General features: G+C 43.2%; 16 protein-coding genes. 7 read left to right on the top strand and 9 right to left on the bottom strand.

Annotation, left to right across the window (positions count from 1 at the left end; all coding sequences use genetic code 11):
• Positions 1 to 37: 37 nt before the first annotated feature.
• From JJQ94_RS13995 to JJQ94_RS13980, 4 genes are all read right to left on the bottom strand, one after another.
• Positions 38 to 1,594, bottom strand: coding sequence for a SulP family inorganic anion transporter (locus JJQ94_RS13995; RefSeq protein WP_099029601.1), 1,557 nt, complete (start codon positions 1,592 to 1,594; stop codon positions 38 to 40).
• A gap of 204 nt (positions 1,595 to 1,798) precedes the next feature.
• The gene (locus JJQ94_RS13990) at positions 1,799 to 2,257 is read right to left on the bottom strand and encodes an Lrp/AsnC family transcriptional regulator (protein WP_010376979.1); all 459 of its coding nucleotides are present in this window, start codon (positions 2,255 to 2,257) and stop codon (positions 1,799 to 1,801) included.
• A 108-nt stretch (positions 2,258 to 2,365) separates the two neighbouring features.
• Positions 2,366 to 3,007, bottom strand: a complete 642-nt coding sequence (locus JJQ94_RS13985; RefSeq protein ID WP_099029602.1) for an MBL fold metallo-hydrolase — start codon at positions 3,005 to 3,007, stop codon at positions 2,366 to 2,368.
• 2 nt (positions 3,008 to 3,009) lie between these two features.
• Positions 3,010 to 4,800 carry a M14 family metallopeptidase gene (locus JJQ94_RS13980; RefSeq protein ID WP_099029603.1) on the bottom strand — a complete coding sequence of 597 codons (1,791 nt, stop codon included), beginning with the start codon at positions 4,798 to 4,800 and terminating at the stop codon, positions 3,010 to 3,012.
• A gap of 123 nt (positions 4,801 to 4,923) precedes the next feature.
• Here JJQ94_RS13980 and JJQ94_RS13975 point away from each other — a divergent pair, with 123 nt between their 5' ends.
• Complete coding sequence (locus JJQ94_RS13975; protein WP_099029604.1) at positions 4,924 to 5,757, top strand: SDR family oxidoreductase; 834 nt, start codon at positions 4,924 to 4,926, stop codon at positions 5,755 to 5,757.
• A 95-nt stretch (positions 5,758 to 5,852) separates the two neighbouring features.
• Here the strand turns inward: JJQ94_RS13975 and rplT are convergent, their stop codons facing one another.
• From rplT to thrS, 4 genes are all read right to left on the bottom strand, one after another.
• Entirely contained in the window at positions 5,853 to 6,212 is a 360-nt protein-coding gene (gene rplT, locus JJQ94_RS13970) for a 50S ribosomal protein L20 (protein ID WP_010376973.1), read from the bottom strand.
• A gap of 15 nt (positions 6,213 to 6,227) precedes the next feature.
• On the bottom strand, positions 6,228 to 6,428 hold the full coding sequence (gene rpmI / locus JJQ94_RS13965) for a 50S ribosomal protein L35 (protein WP_010604868.1): 201 nt from the start codon (positions 6,426 to 6,428) through the stop codon (positions 6,228 to 6,230).
• A gap of 181 nt (positions 6,429 to 6,609) precedes the next feature.
• On the bottom strand, positions 6,610 to 7,173 hold the full coding sequence (gene infC / locus JJQ94_RS13960; RefSeq protein WP_017217300.1) for a translation initiation factor IF-3: 564 nt from the start codon (positions 7,171 to 7,173) through the stop codon (positions 6,610 to 6,612).
• A 56-nt stretch (positions 7,174 to 7,229) separates the two neighbouring features.
• Positions 7,230 to 9,140, bottom strand: a complete 1,911-nt coding sequence (thrS, locus tag JJQ94_RS13955) for a threonine--tRNA ligase (protein WP_017217299.1) — start codon at positions 9,138 to 9,140, stop codon at positions 7,230 to 7,232.
• A 229-nt stretch (positions 9,141 to 9,369) separates the two neighbouring features.
• Here thrS and JJQ94_RS13950 point away from each other — a divergent pair, with 229 nt between their 5' ends.
• The 4 genes from JJQ94_RS13950 (at position 9,370) to JJQ94_RS13935 (ending at position 14,144) form a co-directional block, all read left to right on the top strand.
• Complete coding sequence (locus JJQ94_RS13950) at positions 9,370 to 10,362, top strand: endonuclease/exonuclease/phosphatase family protein (protein ID WP_099029605.1); 993 nt, start codon at positions 9,370 to 9,372, stop codon at positions 10,360 to 10,362.
• Between the two features lie 34 nt (positions 10,363 to 10,396).
• On the top strand, positions 10,397 to 10,843 hold the full coding sequence (locus tag JJQ94_RS13945) for a DUF3010 family protein (RefSeq protein ID WP_010604871.1): 447 nt from the start codon (positions 10,397 to 10,399) through the stop codon (positions 10,841 to 10,843).
• Between the two features lie 179 nt (positions 10,844 to 11,022).
• Positions 11,023 to 12,210 (top strand): hypothetical protein, encoded by a 1,188-nt coding sequence (locus JJQ94_RS13940; protein WP_099029606.1) that lies wholly within the window; start codon positions 11,023 to 11,025, stop codon positions 12,208 to 12,210.
• 89 nt (positions 12,211 to 12,299) lie between these two features.
• Positions 12,300 to 14,144: an ABC transporter ATP-binding protein gene (locus JJQ94_RS13935; protein WP_099029607.1), complete on the top strand. Its 1,845-nt coding sequence runs from the start codon at positions 12,300 to 12,302 to the stop codon at positions 14,142 to 14,144.
• Here JJQ94_RS13935 and JJQ94_RS13930 read toward each other — a convergent pair.
• Entirely contained in the window at positions 14,128 to 14,730 is a 603-nt protein-coding gene (locus JJQ94_RS13930) for a TetR/AcrR family transcriptional regulator (RefSeq protein ID WP_017217296.1), read from the bottom strand. The genes JJQ94_RS13935 and JJQ94_RS13930 overlap by 17 nt on opposite strands.
• A 418-nt stretch (positions 14,731 to 15,148) precedes the next feature.
• Between JJQ94_RS13930 and JJQ94_RS13925 the strand changes: the two genes are divergently transcribed.
• Together JJQ94_RS13925 and JJQ94_RS13920 are read left to right on the top strand one after the other, a co-directional pair.
• Entirely contained in the window at positions 15,149 to 16,321 is a 1,173-nt protein-coding gene (locus JJQ94_RS13925; protein ID WP_099029608.1) for an efflux RND transporter periplasmic adaptor subunit, read from the top strand.
• A 4-nt stretch (positions 16,322 to 16,325) separates the two neighbouring features.
• Positions 16,326 to 19,499: an efflux RND transporter permease subunit gene (locus JJQ94_RS13920; protein WP_010604876.1), complete on the top strand. Its 3,174-nt coding sequence runs from the start codon at positions 16,326 to 16,328 to the stop codon at positions 19,497 to 19,499.
• The last annotated feature ends 89 nt before the right edge of the window (positions 19,500 to 19,588 follow it).

The raw sequence follows: 19,588 nt of genomic DNA, 5'->3' as shown, positions 1-19,588 counted from the left end.
CCAGTTAATTTATATTCGTCTATTCAAACTGCCACTCTTAAGCAAGCTTGTCAGATGCCACTTTATAAGTAGGATCTGCTTGGCCGTCTAGCTCAACGAGATCTTTAGCCTTACTTAGCAATACTTTGCAGTCTTGGCTTAAGTGGCGAAGATGAAGCGTTTTACCAGCCTTTTTATAACGTTCAGCTAACGCATCTATTGCTTCAATTGCACTGTGGTCAGCAACACGGCTATGTTTAAATTCAACAATGATATCATCAGGGTCATTGTTAACATCAAACAATTCAGCAAAGTTTTTCACCGACCCAAAAAACAGAGGTCCATGTAATTCATACACTTTTGAGCCTTGCTCATCAATATAATTATTAGTGTATATATGTTTCGCATGCTCCCACGCGAATACGAGTGCCGAAACAATGACACCAACGCAAACTGCGATGGCCAAATCTGTAATCACAGTAACACCCGACACCAAGACGATTACAAAGGCATCTGATTTAGGGATCTTTCTAATTAATCTAAAACTTGACCATTCAAAAGTCCCTAATACCACCATAAACATTACACCAACTAACGCCGCAAGCGGGATCATCTCGATAAGGCTTGCCGCAAACAGAATAAATACAAGTAGTAATAATGCCGCTGTGATACCTGACAAACGGCTACGTCCACCAGAATTAATATTGATCATTGATTGCCCAATCATCGCACAGCCACCCATCGCACCAAACACACCACAAGTAACGTTAGCCGCACCCTGACCGATACATTCGCGGTTACTGTGACCACGTGTTTCGGTGATTTCGTCGATTAACGTGAGCGTTAATAAAGATTCAATCAAACCAATCGCTGCTAGGATAAGTGCGTATGGGAAGATGATTTTAAATGTTTCAAATGTCCATGGCACTTCGGGGATATGGAAAGCAGGAAAACCACCGGCTATCGTTGCATCTACGTTACCTGACATATCTTTCAGATAATCAAGCACATTACGAGCGTCTAAATCTAAACCAATAACAAGACCGGTTACCACTAAAATCGCCGCTAGGCTCGAAGGTACAGCCGTTGTTAGCTTTGGTAAAAAATGAATAATGGCCATAGTCAACGCCACCAAGCCTGCCATAATATATAACGCCTCACCCTGCATCCAAGTCAGCTCACCTTCGCCATTAAGTACTTTAAACTGACCAAGTTGCGCAAGAAAGATAACGATAGCTAAGCCATTTACAAAGCCTAGCATTACAGGATGCGGTACCATACGTATAAACTTGCCGAGCTTAAATATACCCGCGAGTATTTGTAGGAGGCCCATGAGTAGTACAGTTGCAAAGAGATACTCTACACCATGCTCAACAACGAGACTCACCATTACCACGGCAAGAGCCCCTGTTGCACCCGAGATCATACCCGGCCTACCACCAAAGATTGAAGTCACAAGACCGACAATAAATGCTGCATATAAACCGACTAATGGATCTACTTGTGCAACAAAAGCGAAAGCCACAGCCTCAGGCACAAGTGCCAAAGCGACCGTAAGCCCAGACAGTACATCGTTTTTAGCAGAGCTAGGCGCTTTGCTGATAAGATTAAACATCAATATCCTCTGGTGTGAATTGACTATGAACACAAAGGCGGTGGATTTTAGCAAAAAGCAGCGCCTTTAACAAATAAGATACAAGCGTGTATCGCAAACTCGTTTGCAATACATAACTCAATAAAGCGGTCTGTATTGTAGTATAGAGCAATGGTGAAAAGATGACGGTAAGCCCTACTTAACGAAGCAGGGCAACAGATCGTATTAAAGTGGTAAGGAGGTGCTGCGCTTAACGCAAGTCATCGTAACATTTGAGTGTACTTCTTGGACGAACTCTAGATTAAGTAAGTTATCACGAACAAATTGCTCATACCCTTCAATGCCTTTCGAAATGATACGCAGCATAAAGTCCATAGTACCTGCCATAGAGTAGCACTCTGTTACTTCGTCATAGCTTAAGATCAGTTTTTCAAACTCAGCAAGATTGTTACGGCCATGATTTGAGAGCCTAACATGTGCATAAACCAACATATCAAACCCGAGTTTTTTCTCGTCCAGCAATGCAACTTTGCCTTTGATGTAGCCGTCTTGCTCTAATTTAGCGATGCGACGCCAACAAGGTGACTGAGATAGTCCTACTTTATCAGCGATTTCAGCGGTAGAAAGACTTGCGTCTTGCTGTAACAATGCCAGGATCTGGCGATCTACTTGGTTTAATGACATATCTATTCTAGTTTAATTAGCACATCAGTCAGTTGACCGATGCTGATTGTTATTCCCTGAAGCATAGCAAATATAAAAGGTACAAACCGCTATGCCACTTCCACTATTTTAACCAAATCGGCCACTCATAAAAGGATTTGTCGCCTTTTCTAAGCCAATTGAGGTGTTTTCACCATGGCCCGAATGTACCACGACTTCATCAGGCAAAGTAAACAGCTTATCTTCAATAGACTGTTTTAGTTGAGCCGCATCGCCTTTTGGAAAGTCAGTACGACCAACAGAGCCTTTAAACAACACATCTCCTACTAAGACCTGTTTTGAGTTTGGTTCATAAAATACCACGTGCCCCGGAGTATGCCCTGGACAATGTCTGACTTCGAGTATTAGGTTTCCCACTTTAACCTCATCACCATCATTTAACCACTTTGATGGTAAAAAAGCTGCATGATTAGGAAAACCAAACATCTGTGATTGCATTGGCAAGGCTTCCAACCAAAATTGATCGCCCTGATGAGGCCCAATAATCTCGATGTTAAAATGTTCACTTAATACTGTACTTGCCCCCACATGATCAAGGTGCGCATGGGTAAGCAAAATCATGCTTGGCACTAATCCCCGTGCGTTCAACTGCGCAATAATTTTTTCCGCTTCACCACCTGGGTCTACAATTGCAGCGGCTTGTGTTTCTGGGCACACAATAACCCGACAATTTTGCATAAACGGGGTAACTGGAATGGTGAACACTAGCATGGTTAGTTTGCTCCAAACGACATCAAAACAGGATATTTAAGATACGCATTATCATAAAACGGAGTTCTTGCATAAAGCCACTCCATCCTCGCTTTTGGATCGTTTGCAAACTGCTTGTCTTCACGTATTTTTTTATCAAAGGCTAATGCCATAGCTGGATTTTGTTTTAGCATTTTTCGCGCAAAAGGTTCAAGTGCATAATTTTCAACATATTCTGTACGTTGGAAAATAGTATTGAAATCCCCCCAAGCAAAAAATGAGTCAGGCGCCTCTGGATGTAGTAAGTGAGTCACCAGTTCTCCAGATTTTTGCGCCGTTGCTACTTTATACCACCCACTGAGATCGACCTTGTCTGAAAGCTCCTTAATGTCAAAAGTCGCATTCACTCTAAAGCGTCCTTCAAAAGGAGCTGTATCGAACTTGTAGTCTTTTACTGTAGCTTGACTTACCTTTTCCACTACCGTTCCATCAGGTAGTTTAGAAACGGTTATTCCATGTAGTTTTAATTTTTCGATCACTTCTGGGTATGCCGGTGGAATGTAAAACTGCTCAGGAACATTCACCGTTGTTTTTACTTCCTTCTGCCAATAAATTGGCAGCTTCTCATAGTCTTGTGGCTCGCCTAAGTACTTTGCTTCCAAATGACCAGACAATGCACTTTCAAACTGCTTGTATTGGATGCCTTTAAATTGAATGTAGTCAGGCTCTTTTGCATAGCTGCGTTCAACTACCAATTGTTTAGGTGTGAATTCAGCCTCTTTTTGAACCGCTTCTCGTAGTGCCTGAATATTGCTTGAAAGGCCACTGATAACACCATCCATAAACACATAAGTGCCTAGCACGCGCTGCTTATAGGGTTTCAAAGAGTGATTTTCTACCAGTATGGTCGGCAGTCCTTTTAAATCCCCCCAACCATTTGAAAATCGTGGCGTTGCCACCCAGCCAGCCAATCCCTTTTTAAAGTCTCGCTTATCCATCACAAACACTAGCGGACCAGGAATATGTCCTTGGGCAGCAAGCGCTGCATTAATTTGTGGCGAAATCTGATTCTCTAACACCTCAGCTATCGCCGGAGACTCACTTGCAAAAGTTGGGTTAAAACCATAAGTGACATCGTATTGGTAGTCTGCACCATCCGTTACATGAACATCGATGTACAGATCCGGATTATATTCGTTAATCACCTGCATGACCGCCTTAACTCCCGGCGTGTCCAATTTAGTGTAATCACGATTGAGATTTAAATTATTGGCATTAGTTCTAAAGCCCATAACAGTCGGGCCGCGTTGATTTATACGGTTAAACTCACTGCGCCTTTCATGCCCATCGACGTTGAGAATAGGGATAAAGAGTAAATTCACTTTCGTCAAGATGTCACGGCGCTTACCGGTTGCAACATCGCGAAGCAACATAAACATCGCATCTTTGCCGTCAATTTCCCCGGCATGAATACCTGCCTGTACTAAAATAGTTGGCTTACCATTGTTAATAACATTTGATTTGTCACCGCCCTGCTCCGTTGCAACAATCATCTTAATCGCGCGATTACTATTGCTAAATCCGATCGTCTCTAACTTAAATTGGGTCGGATTGGCAGCCACTAGGCGGTCAACAAATGCCATCGTATCTGCGTAATTAGGAGAATCTATCGCACCACTTAGTTCAAAATCAGTCGTTAATGGGCCCTGTTGTTGTAATAGTTGTTCACTTTTGCCCTGCCACTCTATCAAAGGTGGTAAATGACCGTTCATACCTAGCATTGCAGTAAGCATAATAATGCTGGAACTCATCATATTTCTCTATTCCTCTGCTTTTATCTGCCAATTATATCAATATTTTAGATATCGGCTTACAATGTGCGGTGATTCAACAAAAATTTGCAGTTAATCGCAGATAACCATAACTTTAGGGATCAAATGAGCATACAAAAATCAATTTTAATCACAGGTTGTTCTAGCGGGATTGGTTATTACTGCGCTGTGCAATTGTCAAAAGCAGGATATCAAGTTATTGCTTCAGTTAGAAATGCAAAAGACCTGAATAAATTTGAAGGCACAGACATTCAATGTATTTTGCTCGATTTAGCGTGCGAGCAAAGTATAAATGATGGTTTTAACCAAGCTTTGACAATCGCAAATGGTCAGCTAGACGCGTTATTCAATAACGGCGCCTACGGTCAACCTGGTGCGGTAGAAGACTTGCCTACAGAGGTGTTACGGCAACAATTTGAAGTTAATTTTTTTGGCTGGCACACACTCACTTGTCTCGCAGTTGAGCAAATGCGTAAGCAAGGCGCAGGCCGCATTATTCATAACTCATCCGTACTTGGATTAGTCGCTCTGCCATATCGTGGCGCTTATAACGCGAGCAAATTTGCACTTGAAGGACTTACCGACACCCTACGCATGGAGCTTTCAGGTAGCAATATTCAAGTTAGCCTAATAGAGCCAGGTCCAATCGTGTCTAAATTTAGAGAAAACGCGAAGCACGCCTTTTTAGCGAATATCGATCACGAAAATAGTGTACATCACAAAGCGTATCAGGCGCAGCTTAACCGCTTGGGCTCAGAAGAAGCACCGCAAAAATTTACCTTAGGACCAGAAGCTGTTTATAAAGTGCTGCAACACGCACTGAGTGCGAAGACTGCAAAGCCGAGATATTACGTTACGTTTCCGACCTATTTGATGGGATACTTAAAACGAATATTGAGCAGTAAGATGCTGGATAAAATTTTAATAAAAAACCGCTAACGTTAGCGATGATAACGAATATAAAACTAAAAAAGGAGCCTAAGGCTCCTTTTCAATACCAGGTTTAGTCCTAAGACTAATTCTAGTTCTGCTTATTAAGCAGCTAGACCGTCTTTTGCTTTAGCAACTAGTGCTGCGAAAGCTACTTGGTCGTATACTGCGATATCAGCTAGGATCTTACGATCGATTTCAATCGATGACTTTTTAAGGCCATTGATGAAACGGCTGTAAGAAAGACCATTTTGACGTGCAGCTGCGTTGATACGAGCAATCCATAGTTGACGGAAAGTACGTTTCTTAGCACGACGGTCACGGTAAGCATATTGACCAGCTTTAGTTACCGCTTGGAAAGCTACGCGGTAAACGCGTGAACGCGCTCCATAGTAACCTTTAGCTTGCTTTAATACTTTTTTGTGACGTGCACGTGCAACTACGCCGCGTTTAACTCTTGCCATTTCTGATATCCTCTATTAAGCGAATGGTAACATACGATCGATTAGGCCTAGGTCATTCTTATGAACCATAGACTTAGCACGAAGGTGTAATTTACGCTTTGAAGATTTCTTAGTCAGAATGTGACGAAGATGCGACTGTTTACGCTTGTAACCGCCAGAAGCAGTCTTTTTGAAGCGCTTAGCAGCACCTCTGTGTGATTTTAGCTTATAAGCCATTTGCAATAACTCCGAATGATATTGCTTTAACACAATGTAAGTAGGCGGAGATAAACTCACTTGTAGGCCTAACTTACTACCTAAAACCGGTGAAGGATCAATACCTTACTTTAAAACCGGATAACGCAGGTGGCGTTAGCACTTGAAACCTGCGTTAAATTCGATGCGTATTATGCCGAGATTAAGACTTTTTAGCAATAGGCGCCATCATCATTATCATCTGACGACCTTCTACTTTTTTCGGGAAAGACTCAACTGATGCGATATCTTCCAATTCAGTCTTGATACGTTCTAGTAGATCAATACCAATCTCTTGGTGCGCCATTTCACGACCACGGAAGCGAATTGTGACTTTAGCTTTGTCACCACCCTCAAGAAACTTGCGAAGGCTACGTAGCTTGACTTGGTAATCACCAACATCTGTTCCAGGACGGAATTTAACTTCCTTAACCTGAATTTGCTTTTGCTTTTTCTTTTGTTCTTTTTGGATTTTTGCTTTTTCAAAAAGGAACTTACCGTAGTCCATCACTTTACAAACCGGTGGTTCAGCGTTTGGACTGATCTCAACTAGATCTAGACCTGCTTCGTCCGCCATGTTTTGTGCGTCTCTTGTTGAGACAATGCCAGCTTGCTCGCCTTCAGCGTCAATTAAGCGAACCTCTTTCGCTGTAATCTCTTCGTTAATACGATTTTTCTGAGCGTTATTTTGCCCTTTTTTGCCGCCTCTAATGGTACGTTCCTCCAAAAAATTCAAAAGTAAATGCGTGCACCAGAAAAAGTAAAGTACACGCAAGTTTATATTTATAGTCGATTTTTAATCTCTTCGCTAACTTTAACGATGAAATCATCAATCGATAATTTACCTAAATCTTCACCAGTACGGGTTCTTACTGCAACTTCTTGTTGCTCGACTTCTTTGTCACCCACCACTAGTAAATAAGGTATACGTTTTAAAGTATGCTCGCGGATTTTAAAACCAATCTTCTCATTTCTCAAGTCGGCACAAGCTCTTATTCCAAGTTTATTCAACTTTTGTACAACTTCGTGGACATAATCCGCCTGTTTATCCGTGATATTCATGATCACAACTTGTTTAGGCGCAAGCCAAGTTGGGAACTGACCAGCATATTCTTCCGTTAGAATTCCAATAAAGCGCTCTAGTGAACCCAGAATCGCGCGGTGGATCATAACTGGTGTTTTACGCTCGTTACTTTCCGCAACATAAGTTGCACCTAAACGACCTGGTAGTGCGAAGTCTAATTGCACTGTACCACATTGCCACGCACGCTCTAAACAGTCATACAGCGTGAATTCGATCTTAGGACCATAAAACGCCCCTTCACCCGGCAGATATTCAAACTCGATGTTGTTAACTTTTAACGCTTCAGCTAATGCAGCTTCCGCTTTGTCCCACATTTCGTCTTCACCAATGCGCTTTTCTGGACGAGTCGAAAGTTTTACAACAATCTTTTCAAAGCCAAATGTCGAGTATGTATCATATACCATTTTGATACAGGCAGATACTTCATCCATGATTTGCTCTTCTGTACAGAAGATATGCGCATCATCTTGAGTAAAGCCACGAACGCGCATCAAGCCATGTAGTGCACCTGATGGTTCATTACGGTGACAACAGCCAAATTCAGCCATACGTAGTGGTAAATCACGGTACGACTTTAGACCTTGGTTAAAGATCTGCACGTGACCTGGGCAGTTCATCGGCTTAATAGCATACTCACGTTTCTCTGACTCAGTCGTGAACATAGCATCTGAATACTTGTCCCAGTGGCCTGATTTTTCCCACAAGCCACGGTCCATCATTAACGGACCTTTTACTTCTTCGTATTGATATTCGCGTAGTTTTTCACGAACAAAATCTTCAAGCTCGCGATAAATGCTCCAGCCATCATTATGCCAAAACACCATGCCTGGCGCTTCTTCTTGCCAGTGCCACAGGTCGAGTGCTTTACCAATTTTACGGTGATCGCGCTTTTCAGCTTCTTCTAAACGCTTAAGATACGCCTTTAGCTGCTTCTTGTCAGCCCAAGCTGTACCGTAGATACGCTGTAACATCTTGTTTTCTGAGTTGCCGCGCCAGTATGCACCTGCCACTTTCATAATCTTGAAGTGGTGGCAGAACTTCATATTTGGAACGTGCGGACCACGACACATATCAACATATTCTTCGTGGTGATATAAACCAGGGCGGTCATCTTTCGCGATATTCTCGTCTAGGATTTCCATCTTATAGGTTTCACCGCGTGCTGCAAATGCATCGCGCGCCTCTTGCCAGCTCACCTTTTTCTTTACTACGTCGTAGTCGGTTTTAGCCAACTCCAACATACGCTTTTCAATCGCTTCAAGGTCTTCTTGAGTAAGCGAATGCTCTAGGTCAACATCGTAATAGAAACCGTTGTCGATGGTAGGACCAATCGCCATCTTAGCTTCTGGGAACAACTGTTTTACTGCATGACCAATCAAGTGCGCACACGAGTGACGAATAATCTCAAGACCGTCGTCGTCTTTGGCGGTGATGATTTCAAGCGCTGAGTCATTTTCAATGAGGTCACAAGCATCAACACGAACGCCATTTACACGACCAGCAATCGTTGCTTTCGCAAGGCCTGGACCGATGTCTTGAGCGACTTCTAGGGTAGTGACAGGGTTTTCAAAAATACGCTGACTGCCGTCAGGGAGAGTAATAACTGGCATGATAAATCCTATTTACAGTGGTGACACCTACAATGCATCACATGTATTTAATTAATTTTAAAGTGTGCCTATCAACGCTTTTACGAATAAGCATTGTCTTGCGCGAATTATCGCGGCTCATCCGAGGACTTTCGAATAAGAACCACTATTCTCGCGTGTTACTTGGCTAAGTGCAAGCCTAGAGCTAAAATTAATCTATTAACTTACAAAAACTATTTTGGGATTATTCGTGGCCAAAAAGCGTTATCGGTTTGCAACCTTTAATCTACTAAATTTTGCAGCGCCGCCTTATTCTTTTTATCAACTTCATGAGCACTATAATGAAACACAGTGGCAAACCAAAACTCAGTTCATCACGGGACTCATTCAGCATATAAACCCCGATGTCATTGTGTTTCAAGAGGTCTTCTCTCCTGATAGCTTACAGATGCTGTGCGAAGACTTGGGTCTTGTCCACTTTGCCACTGTAGATGCGCCAAGTCCTGATCACGTATACCCATCGGTACTGTTTAAACCCGTGGTCGCTATCGCATCAAAACTACCATTTAAATCCTTTGCGCCGTTAGAGCCCTGCCCCGAATTACTCGAATACCTTAATAATCAACATCAATTTAAATTCAATCGCACCCCGATAAAATGTAAGTTCGACATTCCAGGCTTCGGGTTACTCGCGTGTTATGCCGTCCACTTTAAGTCTCAACGCGTGCATTCAATGGCCCACATGTTGGGTGATTCCAATCAAGATGACCCGCTACTTACATTACTTCACGAAACCGTAGGTACGATGCAGTCGCAGATCTCACGTTCACTCGAAGCTTCCATCATTTATTACGATGCATTAAAGACACAAAGGGAGAAACAAGCTGCAACATTGGTGATGGGCGATTTCAATGATGCATTAGACAGCCCCGCACTATCTTTTATGACGCAAGCCTTTCCACCCGTCCTTGCTAGTAATGGCTTTGATAGTGTCGGGTTGTTCGACAGTTTTCTTTACGCCGACAACAACCACAAAGAAAAACCAGCCAGTCATTACTATCAAGGTGAAGGTAATGTACTTGATTACATCCTTTGTTCAAAAGAATTCAATCCCAACCGAGAAATGCCTAGGGTGAAGTCGTTACATTACTACAGTTACGATGCTCACCTAGATCCGAAGCGTATTGACGAAGATATTTGCTATTCTGACCATGCAGCGATAGCAATAGAAATAACACTGTGAGATAATTCAATTTTTGCATAATCTGGACACGAAAATGAGAACACTTGGGGTTGAAATTTCAGGCAGCGAAGCTCTGCTTTGTATGCTAACGAAAGAAGATGATGTTTTTGATATCAGAGACATTCGTCAGCGCCGCTTTACGTTAAGTAACCAAGGGACAGAACTTGATGAAATGCGCAAGTTCCAATTCGACTTTGCAAAACTAGTAGAAGATTACGGCGTAGATTCTATCGCCATTCGTCAGCGCCCACACAAAGGTAAATTCGCAGGTAGTGCGGCTGGTTTTAAAATGGAAGCTGCAATCCAGTTAATTTCAGGTGTGGACGTGCAGTTACTATCTGGCACTGAAGTTAAAGAGCAATTAAAAAGAAACCCAATTCCTGTTGACTATGAAGACACTGGATTGAAAAAGTTTCAAGAGCAAGCTTTTATCAATGCCTATGTTTATATTCTTCGTAAAACATACGGCAAAGAAGAATAATCATATCAAGGGCCAGCAGTTACTTAGCTACTGGCCTTTTTATTTGCTTCCACATCTCTCTCCCCTGTAAATAATTCAAATATAAAATACTTGTAAAAATTTTGCTTTTATTCGATTCAGCCCTCCGTGCTTTTATGCTATTAATATAATCGTAATAAACCCGCAAGGAGTGGATTTAGGTGTTACTTCAACAATATGGAAAAACCGTTATTTTTTGCGCATGTTCTTTGATAGCAGTACCAGCATTATCAAATTCAAGCGCTAACCCAGCTTCTTTAATCTTTGGTGTTAACTCAGATAAACGTGTGTTTGAAAACACACAGTCACTTGAAAGCCAAATTCCAGTCAAAGGGCATTTAGATAGCAGCTCAGCAAACATTCAATATGCAGCAACCTACCATTCTATCGTCGGCAATTATTTTGAAGCAGAAAAACTCACCTCTGGAGTGATCAATCCAGATATGTTGTTAAACGATTATCGGCTAGTTCCTGCGCTAGAGATCATAGAACAGAAGGCTGCTTACACCCGTATCACTATGGTAAACGAGGCGTATCATAATGCTAAACACCGAGCGCTAACGATTTCCCTGTTGAAGCCTTTATATGAACAAGGCTATCGCTATCTTGCATTAGAAGCACTTATCCCACAGGTAAATGTTGAGCAGCAAATAAATAAACATGGCTTTACAACATACGAACATGGGATCTACACCATGGAGGCGACTTACGCTAGCTTGATATTTGAAGCCAAATCGCTTGGCTATGAGATTATTAGTTATGATCACGACTCACAACAAGGTAGAGCCAAAGCCGCGGCTGAACACTTAAAAGAAAAGGTATTTGATAACAATCGTGATGCAAAATTACTCGTTCACCTAGGATTTTCTCAACTAGATGAGCAAAACCAACTGGCGAGTAAACTCAAGCAAACATTGAAAATTAATCCACTCACCGTTGATCAGGTTCGCTTATCTGAGGTTCAATCAGTAAGTGGTAATACCCCTTTGCTCCTTGCACGAGTAGCAAGCCAATCTCAGCACTACTCTTCAGATCCGCAAAGGTTTGATCTTTCTGTAACTTGGCCCAAAACCACTAAAATCAATAATAGGCCAAGTTGGCTCTCTTCAACGTTTGATCTACAACAACAATCACTCGGTGTATGTAAAAAGGTTTTTCCATGCTATCTAGAGCTGTCATTTTTTGTCGATGAAGGTAAAAAACTCGTCCCAATCGATAAAATTACAGTAGAACAACCAAATGATCAGGTCTATTTAAAGCACTATTCTACGCCACTGACTTTGAGTAGCTATGATGCTGTCACTGGTGAGCTCATTACACAAAAACTACTCAACCAAAAACAGCTATAATAATTCGTGCAAATTAAGCACCAATCTGTGACTCGCGCATTTCATACTATCAAGGTAGACTAGCTTCTGAACAAATTTAGGGATTATGTATGTATCGAGTTTTTGAACGCTTTACCACCCCCTTTCCTGAACAAGAAGTGGGTCAACCACCTACCGGTTTACTCGCATTTTGTCGTTTTTATACCAAGGGGATGGAACTACCACTGTTATTTATGTCGCTAAGTGCCGCCATTCTAGCAATATTGGAGGTGACGTTATTCGGCTTTATGGGCGATTTAGTTGATTGGCTGTCGACCTATACGCCTGAGACTCTCTTTGACGCGAAACGCGCTGAATTGATCAGAATGTCATTGATCACTTTGGTTGCGTTACCACTATTGGTATTTTTTCACAGCGCCATTTTACATCAGAGTTTATTGGGTAATTACCCAATGGCTATTCGCTGGCAGGCACACCGCTACTTGCTAAAGCAGTCTATGACATTCTATCAAGACGAGTTTGCTGGACGTATCGCAACTAAAGTGATGCAAACTGCCCTAGCCGTGCGCGAATCAGTCATGAAACTACTCGATGTGCTGATTTATATTTTAGTGTACTTCACCGCGATGCTTGCACTTGTTGCAAGCAGCGATATACGTTTGATGATCCCGCTGCTTGTTTGGCTTGGCTGCTATATCTGTTTCCAATTCTATTTTGTTCCTAAATTAAAACGTGTTTCTAGTGAGCAGGCTGACGCTCGCTCAGAAATGACGGGAAGGATCGTTGATAGCTACACCAATATTTCAACCGTTAAGCTTTTCTCTTATACCAAACGAGAAGAAGAATATGCCAAAGATAGCATGGATGTGTTTATTCAACCTGTATATAAGCAAATGCGCTTAGCAACTAGCTTAAACGTTAGTATTCAAGCCTTAAATTATCTTTTGGTATTTTCCGTCGCGGCACTTTCCATCTATTTATGGTCTTTTAACGCGATAACCGCTGGTGCAATCGCAATTACAGTAGGTTTAGCCTTACGATTAAATGGTATGGCGCAGTGGATAATGTGGGAAATTAGCGGCCTATTCGAAAATATTGGTACGGTTGCAGACGGCATGAACACGCTCTCTAGACCACTTGATATTGTTGATCAACAAACAGCGCCGCAGTTAGATTTTAAAGCCGGAAAAATCGACTTTTGTAACACTACCTTCGCTTATAAGCGTAAAGATGCAGCGAGACAACATAACGTCATCGACAACCTGAACCTACATATTAAACCCGGTGAAAAAATTGGTGTGGTTGGCCGCTCAGGTGCGGGCAAGTCGACCTTAGTGAACTTACTGTTGAGATTCTACGACACTGACGGTGGTAGCATCGAAATTGATGGCCAAAATATTGCTAAGGTCCAACAGGAAAGCTTACGACGTCATATCGCCATGGTGACGCAAGATACTTCTTTGCTCCATCGCAGCGTACGCGACAATATCCTTTATGGTCGCCCTGATGCGTCAGAAGACGAGCTAATTGCTGCAACAAAAGAAGCACAGGCTTACGATTTTATCCAAGACTTAGAAGACAGTCACGGTAATACCGGCTTTGACGCACAAGTAGGTGAACGCGGTGTGAAACTATCAGGTGGCCAACGCCAACGTATCGCCATTGCCCGTGTATTACTAAAAAATGCGCCAATTTTAATTTTAGACGAAGCCACATCGGCTCTGGATTCTGAGGTTGAGCAAGCTATCCAAGAGAGCTTAGATGCACTGATGGAAGGTAAAACCGTTATTGCAATTGCCCATAGATTATCCACGATTGCACAAATGGACAGATTAATCGTAATGGATGAAGGTCGGATAGTAGAAGAAGGAAGCCATCAATCCTTGCTAGCCTTAGGTGGTATTTACGCCAAACTTTGGTCGCATCAAACCGGTGGATTTATTGGGGTTGAGTAACACCATTACAAAATAGCGCGACCGCCTTTTCAACTAATATATCAAGCTCTGCTTCTGGAAGCGGAGCTTGCCATTTTATCGCACGTTCCCAATAGCCTAGCTTTTTCAGTGCACCCCAGAAGTACGCTGCGGCAAAGTCCGCATCAAAACTGCCAAGACACCCTGAATTCGCCGCATCTTCGAACCATTGGATCATCGCGGCCTCACAATGACTAAACTTTTCATTTAAATTCTGAGCTTGCTCAAAGCTGCGCATCGATTCAATCATCACAATACGCGACAAACGCATATAATCCTCGTCATTCAACAAGGTCATTGCGCTTTTCGCAAGATGTTGCAATTGCACTGAAAAGTCATAGTTTGGGATAAACTGTATCGCAGTTATCGGCTTAATCCGCTCAATTAACAGCTCAACAACGGCATCAAAGAGCTCGTCTTTGGTCGAGTAATGCTTGTATAACGTGCGCTTTGATACTTCCGCTGATTGACTGATCGACTCCATCGTCGTCGCCTGCAAGCCTTTTTGAGCGAACTCTTCTATCGCTGCACATAAAATTGACTGCTGTTTTGGTGAAAGTTGCGTCATTTACCTATTCTGTCTTTAATTAATAGTGGGAAAAGCGAGCCATCGATAGCTGCTACTCACATGGTCAGCTGTATACCAAGAACCACCTCTCTATATAGAGATAAGCCTTCTTCGTAATAAATCAACATTCCCTTTATTTTAATCAATAAAGTCGTTAATAAAAAGTACACATGATCGTATACCTAAATTGAATAAAAGTACACGCAACCGTTTACCTTTTATTTCTTTGAGTATACACTACCGTTTACTTGTTTGATTGTCGAACAAATTGCCTTTACTTTGGTGTGGTTAAGGTATGAAATGAAGTCACTTGTCTGATTGCATCCAGTCAAGTGTGCGTTATTAAAGGCAAATTACAAGGTAGTTCCCCGTTAAAGTCGGGGCAGCATAAAATGATAATATAGGAATTGGAGTGTTCATGTATCCAGCATCAATACGCAGTCGTGTTAAACACCTATCTTTTTTAATGCTCACGTTAGGCACTTTGTCAGCGTGTTCAGAAGCACCACAGCAAGGGGGCCATGCAATGCCGCCTGCACAAGTGAGTGTACAACAAGTTACTACTCAATCAGTGCCATTCGATATCGAACTGCCAGCAACCCTTGCGGGTGATAAGGAAGTAGAAATTCGCTCTCGAGTTTCTGGGATCATCGAATCTCACAACTTTGAGGCGGGCCAGTTTGTGAGAGCTGGTCATTCACTATTTACCATTGAGGTTAAGCCATTTGAATTGGCTGTAGATAAAGCGCAAGCAGCACTCCAGGCAGCGAAAGCAAACGTTGAACAAACTAAGCGTGAAAGTGAAAGGCTTGAGCGCCTTAAGAATGAGCGCTCGGTATCAAAGCGTGACTTTGATAATTCAGTCTCTACCTACGATATTGCAGTTGCGAATTTGGAATCTGCAAAAGTGGCATTAAATGAAGCTAAGCTAGACCTTGAATATGCCAAAGTTAAAGCACCTGTTTCGGGTATTGTGGGCCGTGAACTGATGTCAGAAGGCAGTTATGTTTCTGGTCCGAGTGTACTATTAACTGAACTTACCGACATCAGCACTATTCGTGCACGCTTCGGGTTTTCTGAACGTGAGCAACTAGCAATGCGCCAAGATGTAGAAAATGGTTCACTGTCATTACCTGAACACAATGAGTTTGATACCACGATTATTCTGCAAGACGGTTCACTATACGGGCAAGTCGGTAAAGTAAACTTTAGCGACATTCGCGTAAACCGCTTCACGGGTACCAGTGAGTTACAAGCTCGTATTCCTAATGAAAATGGCGAGTTAAGACCGGGTCAGTTTGTTCGAGTTAAGCTCTCTGGTGCGGTACGCAATAATGCCGTTGTACTTCCACAAAGAGCAGTACTAGACAACGGTACGGGGAAATTTGTGTACATTGCTACCAAAAATGAACAAGGCGCAACCGTAGCCCTACCTGCGCCGGTCAAAGTTGGTGAATGGGTCAAGCTTAATAATGAGAATATGTGGGTTATTCGCGAAGGCTTAAAAGAAGGCCAACCTGTCATCGTTGAAGGTATGGCGAGGATCTTCTTCCCTGGTATGCCAGTGTCTGTGAGCGAGCAAGGAGAATAATCTGATGTTCTCCAAATATTTCATAAACAGGCCTATTTTTGCCTTTGTTATCTCTATCGTGATAGTGCTTGCGGGGCTTGCCGCAATGCGCAGTTTGCCTGTTGCGCAGTATCCCGAAATTGCACCACCTCAAGTTGAGGTACGTGCGGTATACCCTGGTGCATCAGCGGATGTATTAGAACAAACCGTTGCAACCCCTATCGAAAACGCGATTACCGGTGTTGAAGGCATGATGTACATGACATCAACTAGTACGAACTCTGGCGTAACGACGATCGCAGTTACTTTTGAGATTGGAACGGATGTTGATCAGGCTGCCGTAGATGTAAATAACCGGGTGAAGCAAGTAGAAGCTCGTCTCCCTGAAGAAACTAGACGCCAAGGCGTTGTGGTTCAAAAGACATCTTCTAACTTCTTGCAAGTACACGCGTTCTATTCGCCAGATGGAACTCGAGAAAGTCTCTGGACATCTAACTACGTCACCATGAATATCCTTGACCGCGTCAAACGCATTCCTGGTACGACTAACGTGCAGATCTTCGGTGCTAAAGACTATGCCATGCGTATTTGGTTGCGCCCGGATATTATGAGTCAACTGCAAGTCACAGCAGACGATATTGCGGGTGCAATTAGAGAACAAAACTCTCAGTATGCAGCGGGTAGTATTGGTGCAACACCGACATCTCAAGACGCGCAATCGCTAGTTTATAGTGTCACTGCGAAAGGACGTTTATCGACGGCTGAAGAGTTCGAAAATATCATCGTTCGTGCAAACCCAGATGGCTCAACACTACGCCTTAAGGATGTTGCTCGCGTAGAGCTTGGTTCTAAAGACTATAACTTCCAAGGTACTATTAACGGTAAGGAAGCGGTATTACTCGGTGTATTCTTGCAACCGGGCGCGAATGCGCTTGACGTGGCTAAAGCAGTAGAAGCTGAAATTGAACAGATCAAACCTCAGTTCCCTACAGGTCTCGCTCACGTTAACTCTTACGACACCACACGCTTTGTAGAAGTCTCAATTCGAGAGGTGTTAAAAACGCTTGGTGAAGCAATGATCTTGGTATTCTTAGTGGTTTACCTGTTCTTGCAAAACTGGCGTGCAACGCTAATTCCAACGCTTGCAGTTCCGGTCTCGTTACTTGGTACATTTGCAGGTCTCTATATGCTCGGTTACTCGATTAACACGCTTACGCTGTTCGGCATGGTGTTATCGATTGGTATCGTGGTAGATGACGCCATCGTAGTACTTGAGAATGTCGAACGTATTATGCATGAGCAAGGCTTGCAAGCTAGAGAAGCCGCAGTTAAAGCGATGCAGGAAGTAAGCGGCCCCGTAGTCGCGATTGTATTGGTATTGTGTTCGGTGTTTGTACCTATTGCTTTCCTAGGTGGGTTAACAGGCGAACTATTCCGCCAATTTGCGATCACAATCTCCATCTCTGTAAGTTTATCCGGTGTGGTTGCACTGACGATGACGCCTGCACTTTGTGTATTGCTGCTTAAGCACGAGCACAAACAAGATGCCAAGTTTTTCTTGTGGTTCAATGATTGGTTCCATCGTGTAACCGGACGCTATGTTGGTGCGGTTAGCTTTATGGTTCGCCGTGGTTTTGTAGGCCTAACATTGATGGTAGCGATGATTGGTGCAACGGTATTCCTGTGGCAAAAAACACCAAGCTCTTTGGTACCAGACGAAGACCAAGGTTACTACATGATAGCGGTGTTCTTGCCTGACGGCTCTTCATTAGAGCGCACCGCTAAAGTGGCCGATGAAGTGATAGCTGCTGCAAAGTCTAACCCAGCTAACGAAAACGTCGTGGCGTTTACGGGGATGGACTTCATCGGTGGTGGCTTCAAAAACAGCGCGGCGACTATGTTCGTGACGCAAACACATTGGGATGAACGCGATGTGTCGGCGAAGGAACTTGTTGGTGAGCTATTTATGAAAACCGCGCATATTAACGAAGCATTAGTGCTGGCGTTTAACCCACCGCCAATTTTCGGCTTGGGTACAACAGGCGGATTTGAAGTCTTCTTGCAAAATAAAGGCGGCTCTGATCCCGCTAAATTGAAGCAAGGCATGCAGATGATCATGGCCGAGGCACAGAAGAGCCCCATCCTTACTGGCATTCAAACGCTATGGCGTCCTGATGCACCGCAGCTAAAGGTGCATATGGATCGTGAACAAGCGCGTGCCATGGGGGTTAATATCAATTCTGCGTTTAACGCACTTGCAGCCAATTTAGGTAATTACTACGTCAACGACTTCAATAAGTTTGGTCGTGCATGGCAAGTGATTATGTCCGCAGAAGCCGAGTTTAGAATGACACCGGAAGATGTTGGCCGCATTTATGTGAAAAACAATCGTGGCGAAATGGTACCAATTTCTGCATTTACGGATGTTGAATATAGTCGCGGTCCGGAAACCATGAACCGTTACAATAACTTATCTGCAGTTAAGTTAATGGGCGAAGCTGCACCTGGTTACAGCTCAGGTCAAGCTATCGCGGAGTTTGAGCGTATCGCCAACAAAGTGCTACCACCAGATATGACTTACGAGTGGACGGGTTCCGCGTTCCAAGAAAAGCAAAACTCTGGCACAACCGGTATTGCACTCGGTATGGCCGTGATCATGGTATTTTTGATCCTCGCAGCACTTTACGAGCGCTGGTCATTGCCATTCTCGGTTATGTTGGCACTCCCGTTTGGTACTTTCGGTGCGTTGGTTTCAATCTGGATCGCTGGGCTAACCAACGACGTTTACTTCCAAATTGGTTTGGTTACCCTACTTGGCCTTGCCAGTAAAAATGCCATTCTTATTGTCGAGTACGCGCTAATGAAGTATCAAGAAGGATGGAGTCCAGCAACTGCCGCCCTTGAAGCAGCAAGACTGCGTTTTAGACCTATTATCATGACTTCACTTGCTTTCATACTTGGCGTAGTTCCACTGGTTATGAGTTCTGGAGCTGGCGCAGGAGCAAGACACAGTGTAGGTACAGGCGTAATGGGTGGTATGCTCTCGGCTACCTTCCTCGCAGTATTCTTCTTGCCGCTGTTCTTCTATTGGCTAATGGCAAGACGGATGTCAGAGAAGCGTTCTAAGCAAGAACTTTCAGATGAAATCGCGAAACATCATAAAGATGAGCATGTCGATACAGATGAAGGATTAGCTTAATAACATCCCTTAAGTTAAACCACAAAACGCCTGAACTTTCAGGCGTTTTTTTTATACTTTAGATAAAGTTACAACCGCCTTTCCACTAT

Source organism: Pseudoalteromonas sp. GCY (assembly GCF_016695175.1).
Taxonomy (GTDB): domain Bacteria; phylum Pseudomonadota; class Gammaproteobacteria; order Enterobacterales; family Alteromonadaceae; genus Pseudoalteromonas.
Note: the sequence above shows the minus strand (reverse complement) of the source record. Positions and strands in the feature narration are given on the sequence as shown.

What these genes read in the sequence shown, in the direction of transcription:
- JJQ94_RS13995 (WP_099029601.1), bottom strand. Translation starts at nt 1,594, where the DNA reads ATGTTTAATCTTATCAGCAAAGCGCCTAGCTCTGCTAAAAACGATGTA.
- JJQ94_RS13990 (WP_010376979.1), bottom strand. Translation starts at nt 2,257, where the DNA reads ATGTCATTAAACCAAGTAGATCGCCAGATCCTGGCATTGTTACAGCAA.
- JJQ94_RS13985 (WP_099029602.1), bottom strand. Translation starts at nt 3,007, where the DNA reads ATGCTAGTGTTCACCATTCCAGTTACCCCGTTTATGCAAAATTGTCGG.
- JJQ94_RS13980 (WP_099029603.1), bottom strand. Translation starts at nt 4,800, where the DNA reads ATGATGAGTTCCAGCATTATTATGCTTACTGCAATGCTAGGTATGAAC.
- JJQ94_RS13975 (WP_099029604.1), top strand. Translation starts at nt 4,924, where the DNA reads ATGAGCATACAAAAATCAATTTTAATCACAGGTTGTTCTAGCGGGATT.
- rplT (WP_010376973.1), bottom strand. Translation starts at nt 6,212, where the DNA reads ATGGCAAGAGTTAAACGCGGCGTAGTTGCACGTGCACGTCACAAAAAA.
- rpmI (WP_010604868.1), bottom strand. Translation starts at nt 6,428, where the DNA reads ATGGCTTATAAGCTAAAATCACACAGAGGTGCTGCTAAGCGCTTCAAA.
- thrS (WP_017217299.1), bottom strand. Translation starts at nt 9,140, where the DNA reads ATGCCAGTTATTACTCTCCCTGACGGCAGTCAGCGTATTTTTGAAAAC.
- JJQ94_RS13945 (WP_010604871.1), top strand. Translation starts at nt 10,397, where the DNA reads ATGAGAACACTTGGGGTTGAAATTTCAGGCAGCGAAGCTCTGCTTTGT.
- JJQ94_RS13935 (WP_099029607.1), top strand. Translation starts at nt 12,300, where the DNA reads ATGTATCGAGTTTTTGAACGCTTTACCACCCCCTTTCCTGAACAAGAA.
- JJQ94_RS13930 (WP_017217296.1), bottom strand. Translation starts at nt 14,730, where the DNA reads ATGACGCAACTTTCACCAAAACAGCAGTCAATTTTATGTGCAGCGATA.
- JJQ94_RS13925 (WP_099029608.1), top strand. Translation starts at nt 15,149, where the DNA reads ATGTATCCAGCATCAATACGCAGTCGTGTTAAACACCTATCTTTTTTA.
- JJQ94_RS13920 (WP_010604876.1), top strand. Translation starts at nt 16,326, where the DNA reads ATGTTCTCCAAATATTTCATAAACAGGCCTATTTTTGCCTTTGTTATC.